Consider the following 22,242-nt stretch of genomic DNA (forward strand, 5'->3'; position numbering starts at 1 on the left):
CTTTGTTGAAAATCGAAAGTCGTCTCGCCCAGATTGGCTCTATTCAAGAACCGGTGACAGGTGCCGTCAGTTTCCCTGTTTATCAAGCTACTGCGTTTCGTCATCCGAAGCTTGGTCAAAGCACAGGATTTGACTATGCACGTTCGAAAAGCCCAACGCGCAAAGTGCTCGAAGATGCGATCGCCCAGCTTGAATCTGGCGATGCAGGGTTTGCCTGCTCATCAGGTATGGCTGCCCTGCAAACCATCTTTGCTTATTTCAGCCAAGGAGACCATCTGATTGTATCTTTGGATCTATATGGCGGCACTTACCGTCTGCTTGAGAAAATTATGTCTCGATTCGGTGTAACAGCCTCCTATGTAGATACAAATGATTTAGACGGTTTGGAGGCTGCCTATCAGTCAAACACCAAAGGTATCGTTATTGAAACACCGACGAATCCGTTAATGATGATTACTGACCTCGAATCAGTCTGTTCGTGGGCTCGTAAGAAGGGGATTGTATCGATCGTTGACAATACGTTGTTAACGCCTTACCTTCAGCGTCCGATTGAATTAGGCGCCGATATCGTCATCCATAGCGCTACGAAGTATCTTGGCGGTCATAATGACGTACTGGCGGGTCTTATCGTGACTAAAGGCAAAGAACTTTCCGAGCAAATGGCTTTTCTGCATAACTCCCTTGGAGCCGTACTTGGACCACAAGACAGCTGGCTGCTGATGAGAGGGATGAAGACGCTAGCTCTGCGGATGGAGCGACATGAGCTTAATGCAACAGCGATTGCTAAGTTTTTACTGGAGCATCCGCTTATTGATGAGGTATACTATCCAGCATTGGAAACCCACCCTGGTTTTGCTATACAGAACAAGCAATCTAGCGGTAACACGGGTATCTTTTCCTTTAAGGTAACAGACGCGAGATTGATTGAGCCCATTCTTCGCCACATTGAACTCATTGCTTTTGCAGAAAGCTTAGGTGGCGTCGAATCGTTAATGACTTATCCGGCTGTACAAACACATGCTGATATTCCGCTTGAGATTCGTCAACAAATTGGTGTTGATGACCGTCTTCTGCGCTTCTCGGTTGGCATCGAGCACATTGATGATCTCATTGCGGATCTGTCGAACGCACTTAGCAAGGCACAAGCTGAACTGGAAGGAGATTCTCACTAATGAGTAAGTCTAAGGATGACAATCGTAAGCCACATGGTAAATTTGCTACTAAATTGATTCATTTCGGTGCAGAAATTGATGAAGTAACGGGGGCATCCAGTGTCCCCTTGTATCAAGCATCTACCTTCCATCAAGCAGATTTGGAAGTTTCTCCGGAGTATGATTATACGCGTTCAGGCAATCCTACTCGCCAAGCTTTGGAAGACTATATTGCTATGCTTGAAGGAGGCACCCGCGGCTTCGCTTTCGCATCCGGTATGGCCGCGATCTCTTCAGCTATGATGCTGTTGTCTAATGGCGATCACGTCATCTGTACGGAAGATGTTTACGGTGGTACATATCGCCTACTTACGACCATTATGAATCGGATGGGCATTGAGTCAACTTTCGTGGACATGACCGATATCGAGGAAGTGCGTGCCGCGCTGCGTTCAAATACGAAAGCTGTCTTCATTGAGACACCGTCGAATCCGACGCTCAAAATTACGGATATCGGTGAAGTCGCGGCTTTTGCCAAAGAGCACGAACTGCTTACTATGCTCGATAACACTTTTATGACACCTTATCATCAACGTCCTATTGAGCTTGGTATTGATATTGTGCTGCATAGTGCGACGAAGTTCCTTGGCGGACACAGCGATGTTCTCGCTGGTTTGGCTGTCGTGGCGAATGATAGCTTGGGACGCAGAATGAAACAAATTCAGAATGGCATGGGGAATGTGTTGGGCATACAAGATTCGTGGCTGCTCATTCGAGGCATGAAAACCTTGCAAGCTCGCATGGAAGCGTCTGAAAAAAGCGCTCGTCGACTCGCGCAGTGGCTTTCTGAACAGCCTGATATTGACTATGTATTTTATCCTGGACTACCAAACCATCCTCGCAGAGCAGTTCATGAGAAACAATCCTTAGGATATGGAGCGGTCGTTTCTTTCGATGTTGGTTCTGGCGAGAAAGCGAAGAGGCTGCTCAGCAAAGTTCGTATTCCACTTGTGGCAGTGAGTTTGGGCGCAGTAGAAAGCATTCTTTCCTATCCAGCGATGATGTCACATGCGGCTATGCCGAAGGAAGTTCGCTTGCAGCGTGGAATCACAGATGGACTTGTCCGTTATTCGGTTGGTCTTGAGGATATTGAAGATATTATTGAAGACTTGGAACAAGCGCTTCGGGGTTAGTTAATGGGAATGGATTCAGAAAATGTTCATAACTGTTCGGGAATATCACCTCTTAAAAGCAGCATCGTGCTGCTTTTTTGGCATGAATATGATACGATGAATGGATACAAGCTTTCATCAAAGTGAAGGAGTGAGTAGTCGTGAAACCAATTGACCGTATCTTACATAAAGCGCAATTAGGCGGACGGATTGATATAGAGGAATGCATCACGCTGTTCGAATCCGATCAAATAGAAAAAATTGGTGATACCGCCAATCAAATTATGAAGAAATGGCATCCAGATCCAATTACGACCTTCGTCATTGGAAGAAACATCAATTACACGAATATTTGTGATGTGTATTGCCGTTTTTGCGCCTTTTATCGTCCTCCCGGATCAGCTGAAGGGTATGTGCTGCCGGATGAGACTATTTTCCAAAAAATTCAAGAGACGTTGGATGTGGATGGTACTGAAATTTTGATGCAAGGCGGTACGAATCCGAACTTGCCATTTAGCTACTATACGAATATCCTGCGTGAGATTAAGAAGCGTTTTGACATTACGATGCATTCGTTCTCACCAGCCGAAATTATGAAAATGAAAGATGTTTCTGATGGTCTTTCCCTTGAGGAAGTCGTGCGACAACTCCACGAAGCGGGACTTGATTCCTTGCCTGGCGGCGGGGCTGAGATCCTGGATGACCGCACAAGACGCAAAATCAGCAAACTGAAGGGCTCATGGCGTGATTGGATGGACGTTATGCAAACAGCGCATAAACTGGGTATGCATACGACGGGCACGATGGTTATTGGTTTCGGGGAGTCGATGGAAGAAAGAGCACTCCATATGCTGCGTATTCGTGATGCTCAGGACGATGTTAAGCTGCAAAAGCTGAATACTCCAGGGTTCCTTGCTTTTATCCCATGGACGTTCCAACCGGACAACACCAATATGAAGGCGGAAAAAGTAACGCCTGAGGAGTACTTGAAGACGCTGGCCATCAGCCGAATTATGCTGGACAACGTACCTAACTTTCAATCATCGTGGGTTACCATGGGGCCAGAGGTTGGTAAACAGACTCTTAGCTACGGCTGCAACGATTTCGGCAGCACGATGATCGAGGAGAACGTCGTCTCCGCGGCGGGCACAACGCACAAAGTCAACGTGTCCTCCACGCTCGATATCATCCGTCAGGCAGGTAAAATTCCTGCGCAGCGGAATACGAAGTACCAGACTTTGCGTGTGTTTGATGACGTTAACGTGAAGATTGATAGAGATTTTGTGATGCAGAACTAAAACTTCATAGCTTGTTTTACGTGTATGAACGTCACCGTATAGTGTGTTCACCACGTAAATTGCGTGTAATGACTACAACGCTTATCTAATATTAAATCCACGGGAGGATTAGTATGGATAAGCGTTTTTTGTCATCTGGAAGAGATATAAGGTAAGTTATGATTTTGTAATGAAAGGAAGGAGAAATTGATCTTGGATATAAAGCACATACTTATATGGATTATTATAGCGTCTCTAGGCGTATCAGGTATCCTTTATGATGTAAGTAGCAAGAAGGCATTCGTGACAAGCAACCAACTACTCACATTCGCTAATGTTAAAGCGGCTTTTGAACAAGAGGGTCTGCACCTTGAAAACTGGCAAGGCAAGGCTTACTTTAAACTGAATGGTGTATATCCTAGAATGTTTAAAGCAGACGATGGCGAGTTTGTCGTTTATGTTTTCAATTCTGAAGATAATCGCCAAAAAGGTTGGGATGATTTCCATAAACAAACGGAAACGATGATGTTGGAGTATTCACATATTTATGAAGTTAGGAATGTGCTAATATTTGAGTTAAGGAAGCCAAACAATGGTTACAACGTGCAAAAAGTGATTGATAGGTTATATGGAGGAACTGATTTCCTAAGAAATATGAAAATAGAGGGTATTGCATCTGCTAATCTAATACCTTCCCATGCAGGATGCTGTGCATTTTCTTTATTATTAAGAAAAGAGGATTCTAAAGAAAATGAGGTAATAACCAAAATTTTAGGTTGGTTACATTCAGCTACAATCATTGGAGAAGCAAAGAATGGGTTTGTCTCATTAGGAAGCAATCCAACAACATTAGGGATAATGCTACAAAATGGTACAAGTATCACTCTTGAAGATGCTTTTGATAGTGTTTTATCGAAATTAGATAATGGCAGTACTCTTGTCCAATCCATGACCGTAGAAAATCAAATTACGCTTGTCCAAAGTGGTACTAAAGCAATGCGCCTTAAATCGCCTGAACTAAAAGAGTGGATTGAAAAAGGTTGGAGTCAAGAAGATGTGTTCAGGTTTACGCAGACGGACGCATTAGCTAAAGTGCTTACAAAGCAGGCTAAATTTCCTGCAAGTCCTGATCAAGTAAAAACGATATATGAAGATGTTGGTGGTAAGCAGGGAAGCAAGATAGAAGTTCTACTTACAACGAAGGTTGAGGAACTAGGTGGCAGGGAATTTATAGTAACGTTGACGAAGAATTATCAATTGACTGTTGGAGGTAAAAGCGTGGTGACGTATTGGAAGTACCATGTGAATCCAAGTGAAGTTGTTCTTATTGATAGTAAGGACGAAATGCCAATGATTAAGTGAGACTAGCTAAGACATCAATAAGACTTTGGTGCAGCCGATTCATCAGATAGGATCGCTGTACTTCTTTTTTGGCAAAATAGCAATGATATTCATAAACGATTCCTTTATTTTTGTATCCTCTAGAGAGATTTTTGAGGTTAATAAATTATTTGATGAATGTGTCGATGCGTCAGAAAGAAGCCTCCAACCTGTTTCTAAGGTTTGTGAGGCTTCTTTATTATATAGTAACATTTCATCTTTATTTAGCTTCCTTGAGCGGTGCTGTGAAAACGATGGTTTTATTTTTGCCTGCCTTCTTAGCTGTATATAACGATTGATCTGCCCCAGAGAACAATACTTCTTTGCCTGTACCTTTGCGATACTCGCAAAGGCCGATTGAAATGGTCACGGCTTGTCCTTGCAGTTCTTCGTATTTCGTTTGTGAGATATGCCAACGAATACGTTCCAACAATTCAAATACGTCATCTGTACTTTTTTCTGTGAAGATGATGGCGAATTCTTCGCCGCCATATCTCGCGACAAAATCGTTTAATCCTACGCGATCTTTCAATGTGCTGCTGACTTTCTTTAGCACGGCATCTCCCGCGCGATGTCCATAGGTATCATTCACTCTTTTAAAGTTGTCGATATCTAGCACAGCGATATGAATGGAGAAGTGAACAGATTGGCTTTGCTGGATAAGTTCATCCAAATACTCATGAAAGGTGATGTGATTATATAAATCGGTTAACGCATCTATTTTGGATAATTTATCCATAATAATATTTTTGATCAGCAGCTCTTGTTTGAGCTCCGTTGTGGCTTGCAGGTTGTCTAAAATTTCTATACCGCGTCTCATGATCCCTAAGGCAATGAAAGAAACGATACTTAAAATTGGCAAGACAGCAAGGAGGTCAGTCAGTTTGTATTGGGATAATGCGCTTAGTCGAAAGACATATAGAATAGTAATGGATAGAAGGGATAGCGAAACGGAGTAAATAATCTTGGAACGCTGAAAATAAAAGATCGACACAAACATAGGAAGAAATAAATAGAGTGGAACCATTTTCACATCATAATTGAAGTAAATAATAGTAAACGATAATAAAGCGCCGCCGGTAATAATGTGGTAATCCAGCAGTCGTTTACAATATAGATTGACGACTTCCATCAAGCACATAAGGAAAAACATGATCAGACAAAAGGTAATGATTCGATGAATAAAGAAGGAAAACGGTTGCTCTCCGGACATCGAATAGAGGAGTTCAAAGGGGATTTGAATCAAAACGAGTCCCCAGTAGGTGTTCAACAACTTTCGATTCCAGATCTTCTTGTCCTGATTGTATGCGTTAATTTGCATGGATACCCACTCCAAAAGATATGCTACTTCAGCACTATTGTTAGTATCATAACATGAATATCTCCACGATTGGAATATGTTTCCCTGAAGATTCGACAATAAATTACGATTCTGAAATGGCAAATAGTTCGTTGTATATCTGGTTCTGATCGACCATATACTCTTAGAGGAGGCATTTTAACAGATCGTTAGGAGTGAGCCCATGGAATTGTTTTCAGTCACTGTGATGCAGGTTGATGAGACTTACATTCGTTCGCTAAGTGCTCAGGTAGCTGATGAGCTTAAGCTTTTACATATCGTTGATGGCGGTTTAACGGCTGTGTATGATCACTTTGAGACACACGCGTGTCTAACAGTGCAAACGACTTTACTAGAAAAGGATGCACTGTCGATTCGTAATCAAACAGCAGAGAGCTTGGCGCATATTTTAGCTGAGCACATTATGGAAGAAATAGAGCCCCTGATTTTTCGGAATCTCATAATTAAAGAGTTTAAATATGAGGCCAAAGACGATGTGGAAGCGATAGAGGGTTATTGTAAGCTATCGTTAAATGGCATTCCGAGTATAGATGATTCGCTAATTTCCAGTATTGATTCTGGCAGGGTTCGTCGTAAGGAGGTATTGACTCAGCTGCTGTTGCAATCTTTGGAAGAGACACCGACCTTGAGTTTGGATGGATTTCTTCGGTTTCGCGTTGGTGAATACACAGAGGAACTTCGCGAAGTTGCTGAGTATGCGATCGATGAGTTTATGATGGATCGTCAATATCAAGAATTTATTTCACTGCTGCAGTATTTTGTATACATTCAAGAAGCCAAAATTCCAGTTGCCCATCTCATCCACAAGGGGGGGCATGAGTTTATTATTTTGAATGATCGACATGAGCTGATTGATGCGGATGAGTTTGATGCTACGTGCAAACTTGAGGTGCTCGAAAAAGATATTAATTTCGAGGATATGATTGTGAGTACACTCATTTCGGTATCTCCGGCCACCATTTATATTCACACGCGTGATCCTGAAATGACCATTATCAAAACGATTAGACAAATATTCGAAGATCGGACAACGGTTTGCTCCTATTGCCGAACCTGTGAGATTTATTTAGGTGAAAGTAAAAAGCAGGATCAACTATCCCCTTGACCTTCGGGGACGAGCGAATTATAATAATGAACGAAGGCGTTAAGATCAAAGACATGAGCTTTCTGCAAGAACTGCCCAGAGAGAGGAGACTTGGCTGTAATCTCCTTCAGTGAACAGAAAAGTTTACCCCTTTGTAGCCGCATTGTGGAACTTGACCTGTTTTGACAGGTTGGCTAGTATACGATGCCGGAGTCATTCCCGTTACCGAATGCTGATGAGGATTCGCCATACCGACGGCATGCAGCGAATCGAACTAGGGTGGAACCACGAGCTAAGCGCACTCGTCCCTTATGGGATGCAGTGTGCTTTTTTGCGTTCAATTGAACATCATTGAACATAAGCAACTTAAGAAAAACTAAACGATGTATAGCTCTAGGGAGGATGACAAAAATGGTTGTACAAGTAAAATTGCCAGATGGCGCGATTAGGGAATATGCAGTTGGAACGACTATTGAGCAAGTCGCGGAATCTATCTCATCCGGACTTAAGAAAAATGCGATTGGCGGCAAAGTGAACGGGAAATCGGTTGATTTATCTTTTGCTTTGGAGCACGATGTTGATCTGGAAATTTTGACAGTAGACAGTGAAGCGGGTTTAGAAATGTACCGTCACAGCACTGCGCATTTAATGGCTCAGGCGATTAAACGCATTTATGGGGATAAAGCTGTTAAGCTAGGTATCGGACCTGTTATTGAAGACGGTTTTTATTATGATATCGACTTGGAAACACCGCTTAATCCAGAGGATTTGGTGAAGATAGAGAAAGAAATGGAACGTATCGTCGGGGAAAATCTCGCAATTACGCGTAGAGTTGTTTCTCGTGAAGAAGCGATTCGCATTTTCACTGAATTGGAAGACCCGTTCAAGCTGGAATTGATTCGTGATTTGCCTGAAGACGTCGTTTTGACGATTTATGATCAAGGTGAATTTTTTGATCTTTGCCGCGGACCTCATTTACCTTCGACTGGACGAATTAAAGCATTCAAATTGCTAAGCGTAGCAGGTGCTTACTGGCGCGGGGATGCGAAAAACAAAATGCTGCAGCGTATTTATGGCACAGCTTTTCCTAAAAAAGCACAGCTGGATGAGCATTTGCACCTTTTGGAAGAGGCGAAGAAACGGGATCATCGTAAACTGGGTAAAGAGTTGAAGATGTTTGCTTTCTCACGAGAAGTTGGACAAGGTCTTCCGCTATGGTTGCCGAATGGAGCTAAGTTGAGACGCACCATGGAGCGTTACATTGTTGATCTGGAAGAACGCCTAGGCTATCAACATGTCTATACGCCTGTATTAGCGAATGTGGATTTGTACAAAACTTCCGGGCATTGGGAACATTACAGCGAAGATATGTTTCCAAAAATGGTGATGGACAATGAGGAGCTTGTTCTTCGTCCTATGAACTGTCCGCATCATATGATGGTGTACAAGACGGATATGCGCAGCTACCGTGATCTTCCGATTCGTATTGCTGAGCTTGGAACGATGCACCGTTATGAGATGTCAGGTGCTCTAACAGGTCTGCACCGCGTTCGTGCTATGACGCTCAATGACGCGCACATTTTCTGTCGTTTGGATCAAATCAAAGAAGAATTTTCCCGTGTTGTTAATTTGATTCGTCAAGTATACGCCGATTTCGGCATTACCGATTATCGCTTCCGTCTTTCCTACCGGGATCCTAAGGATACAGAGAAGTACTTCCAGGATGATCAAATGTGGGAAACCTCACAGCGGATGCTGCGCGAGGTTGTTGAAGAATTAGGCTTGCCATTTTACGAAGCAGAAGGCGAAGCTGCCTTCTACGGTCCTAAACTTGACGTACAAATCAAAACAGCTCTGAAGAAGGAAGAGACACTTTCCACTGCGCAAATCGATTTCTTGCTTCCTGAACGTTTCCAGCTTGAATATACAGGAGAAGATGGACAGAAGCACCGTCCTGTTGTTATCCATAGAGGTATTATCAGCACCATGGAACGTATGACAGCTTTCTTGCTTGAAAATTTCGCGGGAGCTTTACCGACTTGGTTAATGCCGGTTCAAGCCAAAGTGATTCCGGTATCCCCAGCATTTGAGGAGTTCTCTAATCAAGTGACTGAACGTCTGCGTGAGGCTGGTATCCGCGTTGAAGCGGATAACCGTAATGAAAAGCTAGGCTATAAGATACGCGAGGCACAACTTGAAAAAATTCCATTCATGTTGGTCGTTGGAGAAAACGAAGTGACCAATGCCAGTTTATCTGTACGTAAACGGGGTCAAGGGGATTTAGGTACCCATCCGATTGAGCAAGTAGTTGCCATGATTAACGAAGAAATCAGTAAAAAACTTTAACTCATATACAAGTAGTTGGATAAGCAGAGGAGCAGCCGCTCCTCTGCTTATTTTTTTTCAAATTTAACTATGGTGGGTATGTATAAGAGGGCCTGAGTAGGAAATCTTAATGAGTGGGTCTGCATCCGGAGGTTTAAACATGGAGCAAATTGGACAACCTGCTATAGTAGGGGGAGGTATCGCAAATGATATTTAATGAGATATTTATGCAGTCTAAGTGGATTAGTGTGTGGATGGTTATGAATGTTTTGTTTGCCTTACTCGGACAGGGGAAGGAAGAGGTTAAAGTGGTGGAGCCACAGCATCAAGTGGTGCTCGCTGCAGAACAGGCTAAAGAAACGGACGTTGCCAACTACGACACGATCAGTTACAAAACGGCAGAAACGCTCAACCATATACAAGTACCGCAACAAATGGACACTCCGGAAAATACGGAGCCTGTTGCACTGCCGGTCACGCAAGACCAACAACAACTCAACTATCGCTATGTACCTAGGTTAGACTCCGATTTGTCCAAGCTTAAAGCGGTGGAAGTGACAGCAACCGGCTATTTTGCAGGAAAAGAATCTACGGGGAAAAATCCTGACCATCCTGAATATGGTATTACTTACTCAGGCATTAAGGTAAAACGGGATGATAAAGCTTTATCAACAATCGCGGCAGACCCATCTGTGTTCCCGCTTGGAACTGTCTTGTTTATTCCTGGTTATGGCTATGGTGTGGTGGCGGATACAGGCAGCGCCATTAAAGGGAAAAAAATTGACTTGTATTTCGACACCAAGGATCAAGTGTACAAAGAATGGGGAAAGAAAACGGTCAAAGTATTTATCGTTAAAAATGGCAGCGGTAAGGTGACAGAGCTGATCTGGAACCAACTAAAGGACGAAATTATAGCTCCAACGAAAGCACTTTAAAAACAAAGTTAGCTGAAAATTCCCATCATAAAATATCCTGTTTGGGTAATCCTATACATACGGGAGGTGATTGGACATGGCAAAGAACAAAAGTAACAAAAAACAAGCACAAGATACAGAATTTGCTGCGGAAACATCAGTACCTAACAAGACGCAACAAACAAATACGCAAAACCAAAATAAATAAGACCCATATTACATGTAAGCCAAAGCAGAGATCTGAGAGGATCTCTGCTTTTTATTGTCTTCTCAACATTCATTTTTTCTCAACCCGAGGCTGGTCTTGTTAACTCGAGAGGAAGAGAATGGTGGAAGCGCGCTATGAGCGGAGAATTATTCGTTTGGCCAGAGTATGTGTCAGCTATTACGGAAAAACCGTGTATTACATTGTCTAAAGCGATCAATGATGACATAGGAGCTCCCATCGGTGTCGTTGGGATTGACTTAATGTTGAAATAATAGTTCTCAAATCGAAAATTTTAGTGTAAAATAAGATTACTGTTATGAATGTTGACATGGGGAGATAGGTGAGTGATGATGCTGAAAGCATTGCGATCGGACGGAAGGCCTCAAGGGACACCAAGGAAAGCAGCAGAGGTGTTTCCATTCTTAGAAGCCTATATTGCCCGCAAAGAGCAACAAGTCTTAGAGATTGAACAGGTTGTTGAACGTTACGAAGTGAAGCGAATGAAAGAAGAACGTGCTTATCAGACGATGTCATCGCTGCGCCGTATGTTCTCTGGTAAGAAGCCGGATCATCACTTAGCCGTCGAATATATTCATTATGTAAAAAAGCCGATGGAGCAAGTAAGGAAGCTCCGTGCAGAAATTTCGCAGGCGAAACAAATAATGACGGATTCCAAGCCGGGGGATGTCATCTCGATACCTGAAGAGATTGAAGAGCAGTTATCTTAACACAGACAATAAAACCCTTCCGTTATGGGAGGGTTTTTCGCTGTTCTATCGTCTCTTTAATTGCTCCAAGTCAATAAATCCGTCCTCTTGACTATAAGCAGGAACGCCGTGAATGCCTACGTCAAGTCCTACAAGCTCCTCATCTCTGCTAACGCGAATCGGAACTAAGTAATTAATCAGCTTCATACAACCCCACGTGATGATGAAGCCCCAAACGCAGACCGTTACAAGTCCGAGTGCCTGTACGCCAAGCAGTTCGAAGCCTCCTCCGTAGAACAGACCGGAGGTCCCTTTCTTAATCGAATCGGGCTGAGCAAATAATCCTACTGCCAATGTGCCAATACTGCCGCTAATGCCATGAACGGGGAATGCCCCAACAGGGTCATCAATCCGTCTTGCTTCCAGCATTTCAGTCGCATACACCATGGCTATTCCGCACGTAGCTCCAATAATAATCGCTGCGACATCACTCACAAATGCGCAGCCAGCTGTAATGCCTACGAGTCCTGCCAAAGCGCCGTTGATGACCATTGGCGGATCTGCTTTGCGATAGCGCATCATGGTGAAAAGGATACAGGTTGCACTGCCGGCTGCAGCGGCTAGCATCGTGGTTACGGCAATGTGGCCGATCGACATGTTCGTTGCACTTAGTGTACTGCCGGAGTTGAAGCCAAACCAACCAAACCAAAGAATGAAAGCACCTACCGAAGCTAATGGCAAATTGGATGGAGGAACAATGTTGGCTGTGCCATCGGGAGAGAATTTTCCTATTCTCGGACCAATCATCATTGCCGCAGCCAGAGCGGAGAAACCCCCGAGTGCGTGAATGACAGCAGAACCGGCGAAATCAATCATTCCTAATTTCCCTAGCCATCCATGCGCTGACCATACCCAATGCCCGGCAATCGGATAAATGAATCCTGTCATTGCAATTGTATATAAGATGTAGGCTCTAAAATTGATGCGCTCAGCTACAGCACCGGATACAATGGAGATAACGGCAATAACGAAGGCGCATTGAAATAACCAATACGTTTCGTGGGAGATGGATAATGAGATATGTGACAAATCTCCGCTCATAAAGAAGCCTGATGTTCCAATGAGTCCTGCTGCATCTTTGCCATACATCAATCCGAAGCCGAGAAAGTAAAAAATAAGTGCTCCGAAAGCAATATCAACAAATACTTTCATAATAATGCTAACCGCGTTTTTTTGCCTGACGAAGCCTGCTTCCAGTAAGGCGAAACCGCCTTCCATCAATAAAATCATAGCGGCAGTAAGGACGACCCAGATCGTGTCCACCCCGCTGGAAAGCTGCTCAAATGCATCCATGCCTAGATCTCCCCTTACGTTGATAAGCCCTCATTTGCACCCATTATACGGTTCTGATGATAGGCATGTCAACGATATGCGTAAGATTACATAACATGTAATGGCGATTGTTCGTTATTTTAGAATTCCATGTCAGTTATTCTTAAAGAGGCCTGAAAAATTCAGTCTCTAGACCGAGGACACTTCAATCCTTCGTCTCTTTTCAATCCCGTCCCTATCTTATAGACTATAACTATGTTAACAACGAAGTATACAGATGGAGGAAGTCAATATGAATCCGCATATGTTCCAACGAGTTATTTGGGGACTTGTCCTCGTAACGGTAGGCGTATTATTTCTACTTAATCAAATGGGGTTGATCGAGATTAATCTTGCTTATGTATTTTCTACCTATTGGCCGGTTATTCTCATTGTTTATGGTCTTATTGGATTTGTCTGGCAGCGCAAGTACAATTGGGGGAGCTCGATCTGGAGCTTACTTCTTTGTGGGGTTGGTACTATATTCCTTCTGAAAAATTTGCGTATGACAGACTTATCCATCGGGGATATGTTTAAGTTTCTTGCTCCTGTTGCTTTAATCTTGTTTGGTCTGAATGTTATTTTTAAACCGAATAAGCGAGAATCACCGGACTGGCAAGCTTTTAAAGATGCCAAGCATGAAGCCAAACGTGTGAGAAGAGAAGCGAGAAGAGCACAGCATGAAAGATACAGAAACCCTTGGGATCAACCGAAGTGGACAGATCCGATCGTGTCCGCACCTAAGCAGGAGAACAGGAGCACGAATGAGCCGAAACACGAGCTTAGTGATGAGGAAAAGGCTGTGCTAAAAGATATTCATGGTGAGTTTGCTCCTAATCAGCAACTGGGCGACTGGGATTTGCTAGGCAAATCTGATGAGACTAAACGACAAAATCCAGAGCCCCAGCCTCAAACGCATCAATCACAAGGTCATAAGTATCATGATTATATCCCTAATTTCGGTATGGGTGATGTAGTTCACAGACATGGCTTTATTGGAGATGTGCATCTTGGGCAGGAAGCATGGGAATTAAAACCGATTCAAGTATCCCATTTTATTGGAGACTCCATTATTGATCTTACTCGGGCCACCATTCCGCTAGGAGAAACGACAATCCATGTTACCGCTTTTATCGGAGATGTGAAAATATTTATCCCCAACGACTTCGACGTTGAGGTGCGTGTAATGGCAAGCTCCTTTATCGGAGACATGAAAGTGCTTGACCGCCGCGAGAGCGGGTTTCTGCGCAGTGTAAGAACGCAAACTTCACAGTATGATACGGCTGAACGTAAAATCATTGTAACGACGAGTATGTTTATCGGCGACATCACCATTAAAAAGATAGGTTAAGGACGGAGCATGCATAAATTGCGAATGTTCAATATGAAGTGGCAGCTGCTGGGTTACTTTTTTATTTCCAGTTTACTGACGGTTTCAAGCATTTATATCGTGCTTGAATATTATAAAGAACAATTGAATTCCTGGGATTTCAGAATGTGGTTCCTTATTGCCATCCTTGTGGTCTGTTTATCGGTTGGATATGTTGCGACCCGAAGATGGCAGCGTAAAGTGGATGAACTGTATCTGGCTATGCTGGAATTGAGCAAAGGGAACTTCTCCAGCCGAATTGAGATGGAGCCTGTTGAACCCTTCTTATATCTGTACGATGCTTTTAATAATATGGCTACAGCAGTAGAGAAGCGCGTGCAATTGCTTCAACAATTAGGAGAAGCAGAAGCTGTTCGTGATCAGGAGCTTACGGAAAATGCCGTCATGGAGGAACGCCGCCGCTTGGCGCGCGACTTGCATGATACGGTGTCACAAGAGCTTTTTGCCATTCATATGTCAGCATCCTCGCTACCCAAAATCTTGGAGAGGAAACCCGATGCTGCCCCGGCTGTCATGAATCAGCTGATTCAAATGTCGCATCATGCCCAGAAGCAAATGCGGGGACTTATTTCCCAATTAAGACCGATTGAACTCAACGATATGAGCTTACAAGAAGCCCTGGAGAAATGGTTTCCGGAATATTGCCGGGCCCATGAACTTCAGGGTCAGCTTGATGTTTCTCTTCATGGCGCTATTTCGGAAGCGATCGAACATCAGTTCTTTCTTATTATTCAAGAAGGACTTGCGAATGTTGTGAAGCATGCCTCAGCCAAAGAGGTTCGACTGACGATCTACGAAAGAGAGCATCAATATGTGCTTCAATTACAGGACGATGGACAAGGCTTTGAGCGTAGCGACATCCCATCTGCTTCTCACGGTTTGTCAACAATGAGAGAACGGGCGCAGAAGCTGGGGGGAGAGGTCGAGATCGACAGCAAGCTAGGCTCAGGAACGCGAGTGCGTGTTCGTATTCCCCGTTTTACTGGGCCAGTCGAGTTTGCTAACCAAAGATAGAGAGGATATATCCCATGAATAGCGATATTAAAGTAATGATTGTGGATGATCACGATATGGTACGCGTCGGGCTAAGAACTTATATTTCATTAGAACCGGGTTTGGAAGTGGTTGGAGAAGCCTGCAATGGGCAAGAAGCGTTCGAGAAGCTGAACCAAGAGCTCTTTACTAATTTACCGGATGTTGTCCTCATGGACCTTACCATGCCGGTTCTTGATGGTATTGCTGCAACGAAGCTTATTTGCGCTAAGTTTCCTCAAATCCGTGTCATTATGCTAACCAGTTTTCTTGAAGAAGCCAAGGTGGTTGAAGCGGTGGAATCTGGTGCCATTAGTTATATGCTCAAAACGGTTTCGTCCGACCAACTTATTCATGCCATTCAGAGTGCTTACCGCGGTATGCCAGTGATGAACTCCGAGGTATCGTTGGCTCTTACAAGGGGGATTCGGCAGCGCAGTGTCGTACCGGAAGAGGACGGCTTAACGTCAAGGGAGAAGGAAGTGCTCCTGCTCATTGCAGAAGGAAAGAGCAATAAAGAAATATCAGAAGACCTTTTTATAAGCATCAAAACGGTAAAGACGCACGTAAGCAATCTTCTAATGAAGTGCGAGCTATATGATCGCACGCAGCTGGCCATTTATGCACACCGCAAAGGATGGGCTCGACAAGCAGGAGTATCCGACACATAAAAATGATATTTTGGCACATTCTATGCGTAAGCAACATTACTATGAGCGCCTAGGGAGTGTCCGATATGAAACCAATTACCTCATCATTAGAGCAAGTGCAAGAGTCTTTCGATAAAGTACGTGACCAATTACACGAATTTAATTTTTCCCTTGGCGGTAATTGGGAGTACGACCATGGTTTTTTTGATCGCAATTTGGATGAAGCCAACAAGGTTTGGCTGCGAATTCCTTTTCATGTGATTACCGGAAGAATCGATGGAGACACGGAAGCAACCGATGCCATTGTCCAGGTAGGGACTCCTTTTGTTCTTAAGCACGTTTATAATGAAGGGCTTGATTATGCAGCGGAAGCGGAAACTTACGGTGCATTAATCGATCAATTTCAAACACCTCTCGACCCGGATGCAGAGATAGAAAACAAATGGGTACAAGAAGCAGCAGGTGTGCTCAAAAAGGTAGAACAAGCCTGGGTTGAATAAGAACGTGTCTTTTTTATTGGGGATATGGTTCTTTTTGCCTCTTTTTTACCTCCATTTTATTGTTTTTTAATATTCGTTTAAGGTTGTCAGTGCATGATAGGAACATAGACAGCAAGACATTAGCCCTCGCGAACATGCACTTATAACTTTATCTAAAAATGGAGGTAACAAAGATGATGATAATAAAAAAGACTACAGCGACTTTTTTAAGCCGCAGAACAACGATAGCAATAATGAGAACGAACCTAAGCAGGAAGAAGCTCAAGAGCCTAATAAAGAAAGACCTTCCTACTACTATTCTTATGGCCCATACAAATCTGGATCCAATGAAAATAATGAACAAGAAGCACTTACAACTTCGGCATCTGGATCAGAAGGGTTGTCCAGTGTTGAAGTGACGCCACCTAAAAATTTAAGGCCTTTTAGTTTTCAACCTGAGACAGGTGCTCCTCAAAAGCCAGGTTCGTGGGATCCTCATACGAAGAAACGTTCATCGATGAAGAGCATATTCGCGGCCTTCATGGCAGGCGCATTAGTCATAGGTGGGCTAATGTTCAGTGCTGATAAGTATAACTGGTTTACAGGTGGTCAACATCTTGCATCTGGCGGCTCGCCAACAGCTACTACCGTTAATAACACCAGCGGCAACGGCGGCGAAGTTAAAAATGTAGGTCTGGATGTGGCTCGCCCGAACAATATTGCAGCGATAGCTCAAAATGCAGGTCCTGCTATCGTCAAAGTTGAATCTTTGGTAAAAACGAAGCAATCTACGCGCGGAAGTGGCGGCAATTCGCTCTTCGACGACCCATTTTTCCGTCAATTCTTTGGCGATAATGGCGGTGGCGGAAGCACGACTCCGAATAACCAACAAGGTTCCGGCAGCGGCGAACTGCAGCCTGCTGGGATGGGAACCGGCTTTATTTTCGAGAAAACAGGGTACATCCTAACGAATGAACACGTCGTGGATGGTGCCGATGAAATTCAAATTACGGTTGAAGGCTACGATAAGCCATTTAAAGCCAAATTGCTCGGTAACAGCTACGATTTGGACTTAGCGGTACTCAAAATCGAAGGAGATAAAGAATTTCCGATTCTTCCGCTAGGCAAAGCTGAGGATGTAAGTGTTGGGGATTGGGTTGTTGCGATCGGTAATCCTTATGGATTCGATCATACGGTAACAGTAGGTGTGCTGAGTGCCAAGGAGCGTCCGATCAGCATTCCGGATACGAAAGGTACCCGCGAATACAAACATTTACTGCAAACTGACGCATCGATCAACCCTGGTAATTCCGGAGGACCGCTGCTCAACCTGAATGGGGAAGTCATTGGTATTAATACCGCTGTTAGCTCCCAAGCGCAAGGTATCGGGTTCGCGATTCCGACAAGTACGATTTCATCCGTTCTTGAAAATCTCAAAAACAATGTTCAGATTCCTAAAGAACCTGTACCTTACCTAGGCGTAGGTCTACAAGATATTGGTCAAGATTGGGTTTCGGAATTAAAACTGTCTAATACAGATGGGGCTTTGGTCGGCAGCGTTCAGCGGAAAAGTCCAGCATTCCAGGCAGGTCTGCGTCAATATGATGTTATCGTAGATATCAATGGGACAAAGGTGAAAAATTCGCAGGAGCTGATTACCAAAGTACAGGCTACCAAAGTTGGCAGCAAAGTAACATTAGGTCTGATTCGCGACGGCAAGCGGTTGGAAGTGCCCATTACAGTTGGGGACAAAAATACCTTAACTGACGCAACTGCCAAATAAGGATTTAGTAAAACAACTAGAGATAGAAGATGGTTTGTTTAAGATAAAAGGAAGTGGAGACCCGCGGGCCGCAAGCTTGCAGGCTCTACTTCTTTTTTGCATAGCGGCAATTTTGGATACAATGGTATTATGGTAGTGTAGAGGGGGTTTTTCGAGGATGAGAGAGAACATTATGGTCATTGATGATGACGAGAAAATCACGTCGATGTTAAGACGTGCACTTGCTTTTGAAGGATATTCGGTCATAACGGCTGGCAATGGGCTGGATGGGCTCAAACAAATGCTCGCGACAGAACCAAATTTAATCATTCTGGATGTCATGATGCCTCATATAGACGGCTGGGAAGTAGTGCGTCGTGTTCGTGAAAGCGGAAGTGAAGTGCCCATTCTTATGCTTACAGCCAAAGATGAGATCGATGACCGCGTCAAAGGTTTGGATCTTGGAGCCGATGATTATCTGGTCAAGCCGTTTGCGCTTGAAGAGTTGATGGCTAGGGTTCGTGTATTGCTGCGCCGCAGAACAGAAAGACCTGAGCAGCAGACGAACAGGTTGACGTATGACAATACGACTCTAGATCTAGATACACGTGAAGTTTTCCGCGATCAGAAGCTGATAGAGTTGACGACGAAAGAGTTTGATCTATTGCACTTATTCATGCAAAATCCGAAACGGGTATTGTCCAGAGATATTATTATGGAAAAAATATGGGGCTACGACTACAGTGGGGAATCCAATGTCCTTGAGGTTTATATTGCGCTGCTTCGTCAGAAGACAGAAGAATTCGGACATAAACGCTTAATTCAAACGGTACGGGGAGCGGGGTATGTGCTGAGAGGAGAGTCTTAATCATGTCGGTCAGGCTTCGGCTAACGCTTTGGTATTCAGGCATATTAGCTCTTACAATGCTGTTTTTCGGTATTGTGCTCTATTTTTTCTTGAACTACTTTCTCTATGATCAGATTCGTCAGGACTTAATGGATAATGCGGAGAGTACCTCTTCTCGTATTCAGAAGAGCTTTGCTCTTTCCCAGAAAGGATTAGTTGTCGATTTAGAATTAGAGAGCAGGGATTTCTATTCCACGAATACTTTTTTGCAATTGTATAATGTAACGCTTAAGAGTCTAAGCCGTTCAGCAAACCTGCAGCGTTATGATGTCACAATTCCCTTAACAAAGGAAGCTATTGATAAGCTCCAAACGACCGACGGTTTTTTTGAAAAAACGACGGTAGCTCAAGGTCAGGGACAAGGGCAAAATTTACTCGTTTATCATAAAGGAATCTACGGTCAGCAAAATGGGGAACAAAAGCTCATTGGTATCCTTCAAGCCGCGGTTCCTATCGGCAATTATGAGAAAACATCCGTGACACTGCGCTATACGCTCGAAATTTGGGCGCTGTTAACGATTATCGTAGCAGCCTCATTAGGTTGGTTCCTAGCTAGGAAGGCGCTTCGCCCCATTGAACGCGTCATTGATGCCGCCAATCAGATCGGAAGCAGCGATGATTTAGAAAAACGTATTTTGTACGACGGACCCAGAGATGAAATTGGCCGTTTAACCGATACGATCAACGGCATGCTCTCCCGTATTCAGGTTACCTATATGGAGCTGGATGAAGCCTATCGTGCGCAGAGGAGATTCGTCTCGGATGCTTCGCATGAGCTGCGTACACCTCTCACTACGATTCGCGGGAATGTGGATCTGCTTGAGAAGATGTGGAAGATGACCTCAGGCAGTACAGAACTAGCCACACCTGATCAGATGGAGCTCTCGCTTGAAGCGATGCATGATATTGCCGGTGAAGCACAGCGGATGAGCAGACTGGTGAATGATCTTCTGGCTCTTGCTAGAGCAGATGCAGGTATTCAAATGGAGAAAAAGCAAGTGGAGATGCTGCCGCTCGTTCAAGAAGTGGCAAGAAGAGCCCAATTGCTTGACCATACGGCGGAGTGGCGGTTAGGTGATCTGACTGCTCTAGAACAAGCGACTGTGCTAGGGAATCGCGACTATTTGCAGCAGCTATTATTTATTTTCATTGAGAATGCGTTTAAGTATACACCGGTGGGATCGGTAACGCTTGAAACGCTACGAACCGATACATTTATTGGGATCCGGATTTCCGACACGGGAATTGGCATGGACAAGGAAGACGTCCCTCATATATTTGACCGGTTTTATCGCGCAGATTTATCTCGAGGCTTAACGACAGGTACAGGATTGGGTCTTTCTATAGCCAAATGGATTATAGATGAGCACGATGGATCTGTGGAGGTAACGACCCGTAAGGATGAAGGCAGTACCTTTATGATTTGGCTTCCTGCTAACTTTCTTATGTCAGTATAATCCGCTATAATAAGAGGAAATAAGATGACTTAGGCAGGTGGAAGAAATGGAAGTTCTCCGAATATCACCAAGAGGCTACTGTTATGGTGTTGTTGATGCTATGGCGTTAGCTATGCAAACCGCTAAAAACTTAAATCTTCCCAGACCTATTTATATATTAGGTATGATTGTTCATAATGCTCATGTGACTGATTTTTTCAAAGAAGAAGGCGTTATTACGTTAGATGGCGATAATCGCCTTGAAATTTTGGAGCAAGTCGAGAAGGGGACTGTTATTTTCACCGCCCATGGTGTATCTCCCGAAGTTCGCCGCAGAGCCAGAGACAAAGGTTTGACCGTCGTTGACGCTACTTGCCCGGATGTAACACGCACCCATGATTTGATTCGTGAGAAAGTGGCCGATGGTTACGAAATTATATATATTGGTAAAAAGGGTCACCCTGAACCTGAAGGTGCTATAGGTGTTGCTCCGGAGCATGTTCACCTGATTGAAAAGCTGGAAGAAGCTGAGAATCTCAACCTACAGGATAAACGCGTCATTATTACCAATCAAACAACGATGAGCCAATGGGATATTCGTCACATTATGAATCGTTTGTTAGAGCTTTTTCCTAAGGCTGAAATTCATAACGAAATTTGCCTTGCGACCCAAGTCAGACAAGAAGCTGTAGCTGAACAAGCCAAAGAAGTCGACCTTGTCATCGTAGTGGGAGACCCCAAAAGTAACAATTCCAATCGCTTAGCGCAAGTTTCAGAGGATATTGCCGGCGTGAAGGCGTATAGAATATCTGATGTCTCCGAATTGGACCGTAATTGGTTAACCCATGTACGCAAGGTCGGTGTGACATCGGGGGCTTCGACGCCTACTCCCATTACCAAAGAGGTGATTACCTATTTGGAAAGCTATGATGCGAAAAATGAAACCAGTTGGGAAATTAAACGTACTATTAATATGAAGAAACTCATTCCTACCGCCAAAACTAAAGCGGCTAGTAGTGAGTAACGACACACTTATTCCACTCGACGGGATTGAGAAACAGCATGCAAAGTGCACAGAAGGTGAAACCTATGAAAGCTCGCTACGACTGGAAAAGCACCAAGCGTTGGTTTAAGTATAAATACTTGCTTCTTTTACGTGCCAAAGGTGGTCCTTCCAAGGTAGCACGCGGCTTCTCGATTGGCTTATTTGTAGAGATGTTTACCTTACCTACTGCTGGGTTTGCCTTTGTTCTAATATTCCCTTTGGTTTATTTATTAAGAGCGAATTTACCAGGTGCATTAATTGGTTTTGTTTTTGGCAAAATTATTTATATTCCTTTCTCCATTCTTAACAAGCAGGTTGGCGATTGGTTGGTGCCGAAACATTTTAAGTATTATCTGATTCACCATCTGCCCCATATGCTGTCTAATATTATAAGAAGTGGACTGGACCTGATTGTCGGGGGGATGGTAGTGGGTACTGCACTTGGACTCATTGTTTACTTCCCAGTTATGCTGCTGCTTCAATATCATTCTAATCGTCGCAAAGAGAAGCGCAGAATTCGTAAAGATGAACTCGCTGCCCCAAAAGCAAATGAATAGTAAATAAATTAACGCTTGACGAAAATTCGTCAGGC

At 43.8% G+C, this 22,242-nt stretch carries 21 protein-coding genes; 19 read left to right on the forward strand and 2 right to left on the reverse strand.

Annotation, left to right across the window (positions count from 1 at the left end):
* Window positions 1-5: 5 nt before the first annotated feature.
* The 4 genes from FU659_RS03270 (at window position 6) to FU659_RS03285 (ending at window position 4,962) form a co-directional block, all read left to right on the forward strand.
* Window positions 6-1,172 (forward strand): aminotransferase class I/II-fold pyridoxal phosphate-dependent enzyme, encoded by a 1,167-nt coding sequence (locus FU659_RS03270; RefSeq protein ID WP_147946284.1) that lies wholly within the window; start codon window positions 6-8, stop codon window positions 1,170-1,172.
* Window positions 1,172-2,344 (forward strand): trans-sulfuration enzyme family protein, encoded by a 1,173-nt coding sequence (locus tag FU659_RS03275; RefSeq protein WP_147946228.1) that lies wholly within the window; start codon window positions 1,172-1,174, stop codon window positions 2,342-2,344. The genes FU659_RS03270 and FU659_RS03275 overlap by 1 nt, the downstream gene beginning before the upstream one ends.
* A 140-nt stretch (window positions 2,345-2,484) precedes the next feature.
* Window positions 2,485-3,621 (forward strand): cyclic dehypoxanthinyl futalosine synthase, encoded by a 1,137-nt coding sequence (gene mqnC, locus FU659_RS03280; protein WP_147946229.1) that lies wholly within the window; start codon window positions 2,485-2,487, stop codon window positions 3,619-3,621.
* 192 nt (window positions 3,622-3,813) lie between these two features.
* Window positions 3,814-4,962, forward strand: a complete 1,149-nt coding sequence (locus FU659_RS03285; RefSeq protein WP_147946230.1) for a hypothetical protein — start codon at window positions 3,814-3,816, stop codon at window positions 4,960-4,962.
* Between the two features lie 238 nt (window positions 4,963-5,200).
* Here FU659_RS03285 and FU659_RS03290 read toward each other — a convergent pair whose 3' ends face one another.
* Window positions 5,201-6,301: a GGDEF domain-containing protein gene (locus FU659_RS03290; protein ID WP_147946231.1), complete on the reverse strand. Its 1,101-nt coding sequence runs from the start codon at window positions 6,299-6,301 to the stop codon at window positions 5,201-5,203.
* A gap of 202 nt (window positions 6,302-6,503) precedes the next feature.
* Here FU659_RS03290 and FU659_RS03295 point away from each other — a divergent pair, with 202 nt between their 5' ends.
* From FU659_RS03295 to FU659_RS03310, 6 genes are all read left to right on the forward strand, one after another.
* The gene (locus tag FU659_RS03295; RefSeq protein WP_147946232.1) at window positions 6,504-7,445 is read left to right on the forward strand and encodes a putative sporulation protein YtxC; all 942 of its coding nucleotides are present in this window, start codon (window positions 6,504-6,506) and stop codon (window positions 7,443-7,445) included.
* Window positions 7,446-7,653: 208 nt separating this feature from the next.
* Window positions 7,654-7,779 (forward strand): ubiquitin family protein, encoded by a 126-nt coding sequence (locus FU659_RS36785; RefSeq protein WP_261807582.1) that lies wholly within the window; start codon window positions 7,654-7,656, stop codon window positions 7,777-7,779.
* Window positions 7,780-7,835: 56 nt separating this feature from the next.
* The gene (thrS, locus tag FU659_RS03300; RefSeq protein WP_147946233.1) at window positions 7,836-9,770 is read left to right on the forward strand and encodes a threonine--tRNA ligase; all 1,935 of its coding nucleotides are present in this window, start codon (window positions 7,836-7,838) and stop codon (window positions 9,768-9,770) included.
* 185 nt (window positions 9,771-9,955) lie between these two features.
* Entirely contained in the window at window positions 9,956-10,684 is a 729-nt protein-coding gene (locus tag FU659_RS38170) for a 3D domain-containing protein (protein WP_315971264.1), read from the forward strand.
* Between the two features lie 258 nt (window positions 10,685-10,942).
* Complete coding sequence (locus tag FU659_RS35085) at window positions 10,943-11,143, forward strand: PDC sensor domain-containing protein (RefSeq protein ID WP_397354989.1); 201 nt, start codon at window positions 10,943-10,945, stop codon at window positions 11,141-11,143.
* A gap of 75 nt (window positions 11,144-11,218) precedes the next feature.
* The gene (locus FU659_RS03310) at window positions 11,219-11,599 is read left to right on the forward strand and encodes a hypothetical protein (protein WP_261807588.1); all 381 of its coding nucleotides are present in this window, start codon (window positions 11,219-11,221) and stop codon (window positions 11,597-11,599) included.
* Between the two features lie 45 nt (window positions 11,600-11,644).
* Here the strand turns inward: FU659_RS03310 and FU659_RS03315 are convergent, their stop codons facing one another.
* Window positions 11,645-12,931, reverse strand: a complete 1,287-nt coding sequence (locus FU659_RS03315) for an ammonium transporter (protein WP_147946234.1) — start codon at window positions 12,929-12,931, stop codon at window positions 11,645-11,647.
* A gap of 271 nt (window positions 12,932-13,202) precedes the next feature.
* Between FU659_RS03315 and liaF the strand changes: the two genes are divergently transcribed.
* From liaF to FU659_RS03360, 9 genes are all read left to right on the forward strand, one after another.
* Complete coding sequence (gene liaF / locus FU659_RS03320) at window positions 13,203-14,300, forward strand: cell wall-active antibiotics response protein LiaF (protein ID WP_187273871.1); 1,098 nt, start codon at window positions 13,203-13,205, stop codon at window positions 14,298-14,300.
* Window positions 14,301-14,309: 9 nt separating this feature from the next.
* Window positions 14,310-15,353, forward strand: coding sequence for a HAMP domain-containing sensor histidine kinase (locus tag FU659_RS03325; protein ID WP_147946236.1), 1,044 nt, complete (start codon window positions 14,310-14,312; stop codon window positions 15,351-15,353).
* A 14-nt stretch (window positions 15,354-15,367) separates the two neighbouring features.
* Window positions 15,368-16,042 (forward strand): response regulator transcription factor, encoded by a 675-nt coding sequence (locus FU659_RS03330; protein WP_147946237.1) that lies wholly within the window; start codon window positions 15,368-15,370, stop codon window positions 16,040-16,042.
* A gap of 65 nt (window positions 16,043-16,107) precedes the next feature.
* Window positions 16,108-16,521 carry a YugN family protein gene (locus FU659_RS03335; RefSeq protein ID WP_147946238.1) on the forward strand — a complete coding sequence of 138 codons (414 nt, stop codon included), beginning with the start codon at window positions 16,108-16,110 and terminating at the stop codon, window positions 16,519-16,521.
* A 142-nt stretch (window positions 16,522-16,663) separates the two neighbouring features.
* Window positions 16,664-18,283: a S1C family serine protease gene (locus FU659_RS03340; RefSeq protein WP_147946239.1), complete on the forward strand. Its 1,620-nt coding sequence runs from the start codon at window positions 16,664-16,666 to the stop codon at window positions 18,281-18,283.
* Window positions 18,284-18,440: 157 nt separating this feature from the next.
* A complete protein-coding gene (locus FU659_RS03345) occupies window positions 18,441-19,130 on the forward strand; it encodes a response regulator transcription factor (RefSeq protein ID WP_147946240.1) in 690 nt (229 codons plus the stop codon).
* Between the two features lie 2 nt (window positions 19,131-19,132).
* A complete protein-coding gene (locus FU659_RS03350) occupies window positions 19,133-20,626 on the forward strand; it encodes a sensor histidine kinase (protein ID WP_147946241.1) in 1,494 nt (497 codons plus the stop codon).
* Between the two features lie 46 nt (window positions 20,627-20,672).
* The gene (locus tag FU659_RS03355) at window positions 20,673-21,629 is read left to right on the forward strand and encodes a 4-hydroxy-3-methylbut-2-enyl diphosphate reductase (RefSeq protein WP_147946242.1); all 957 of its coding nucleotides are present in this window, start codon (window positions 20,673-20,675) and stop codon (window positions 21,627-21,629) included.
* 65 nt (window positions 21,630-21,694) lie between these two features.
* Window positions 21,695-22,207 (forward strand): DUF2062 domain-containing protein, encoded by a 513-nt coding sequence (locus FU659_RS03360; protein ID WP_147946243.1) that lies wholly within the window; start codon window positions 21,695-21,697, stop codon window positions 22,205-22,207.
* Window positions 22,208-22,242 lie beyond the last annotated feature (35 nt).

It is taken from the genome of Paenibacillus sp. N3.4 (genome assembly GCF_008017805.1).
In the GTDB taxonomy this organism is placed as follows: Bacteria; Bacillota; Bacilli; order Paenibacillales; family NBRC-103111; genus Paenibacillus_E.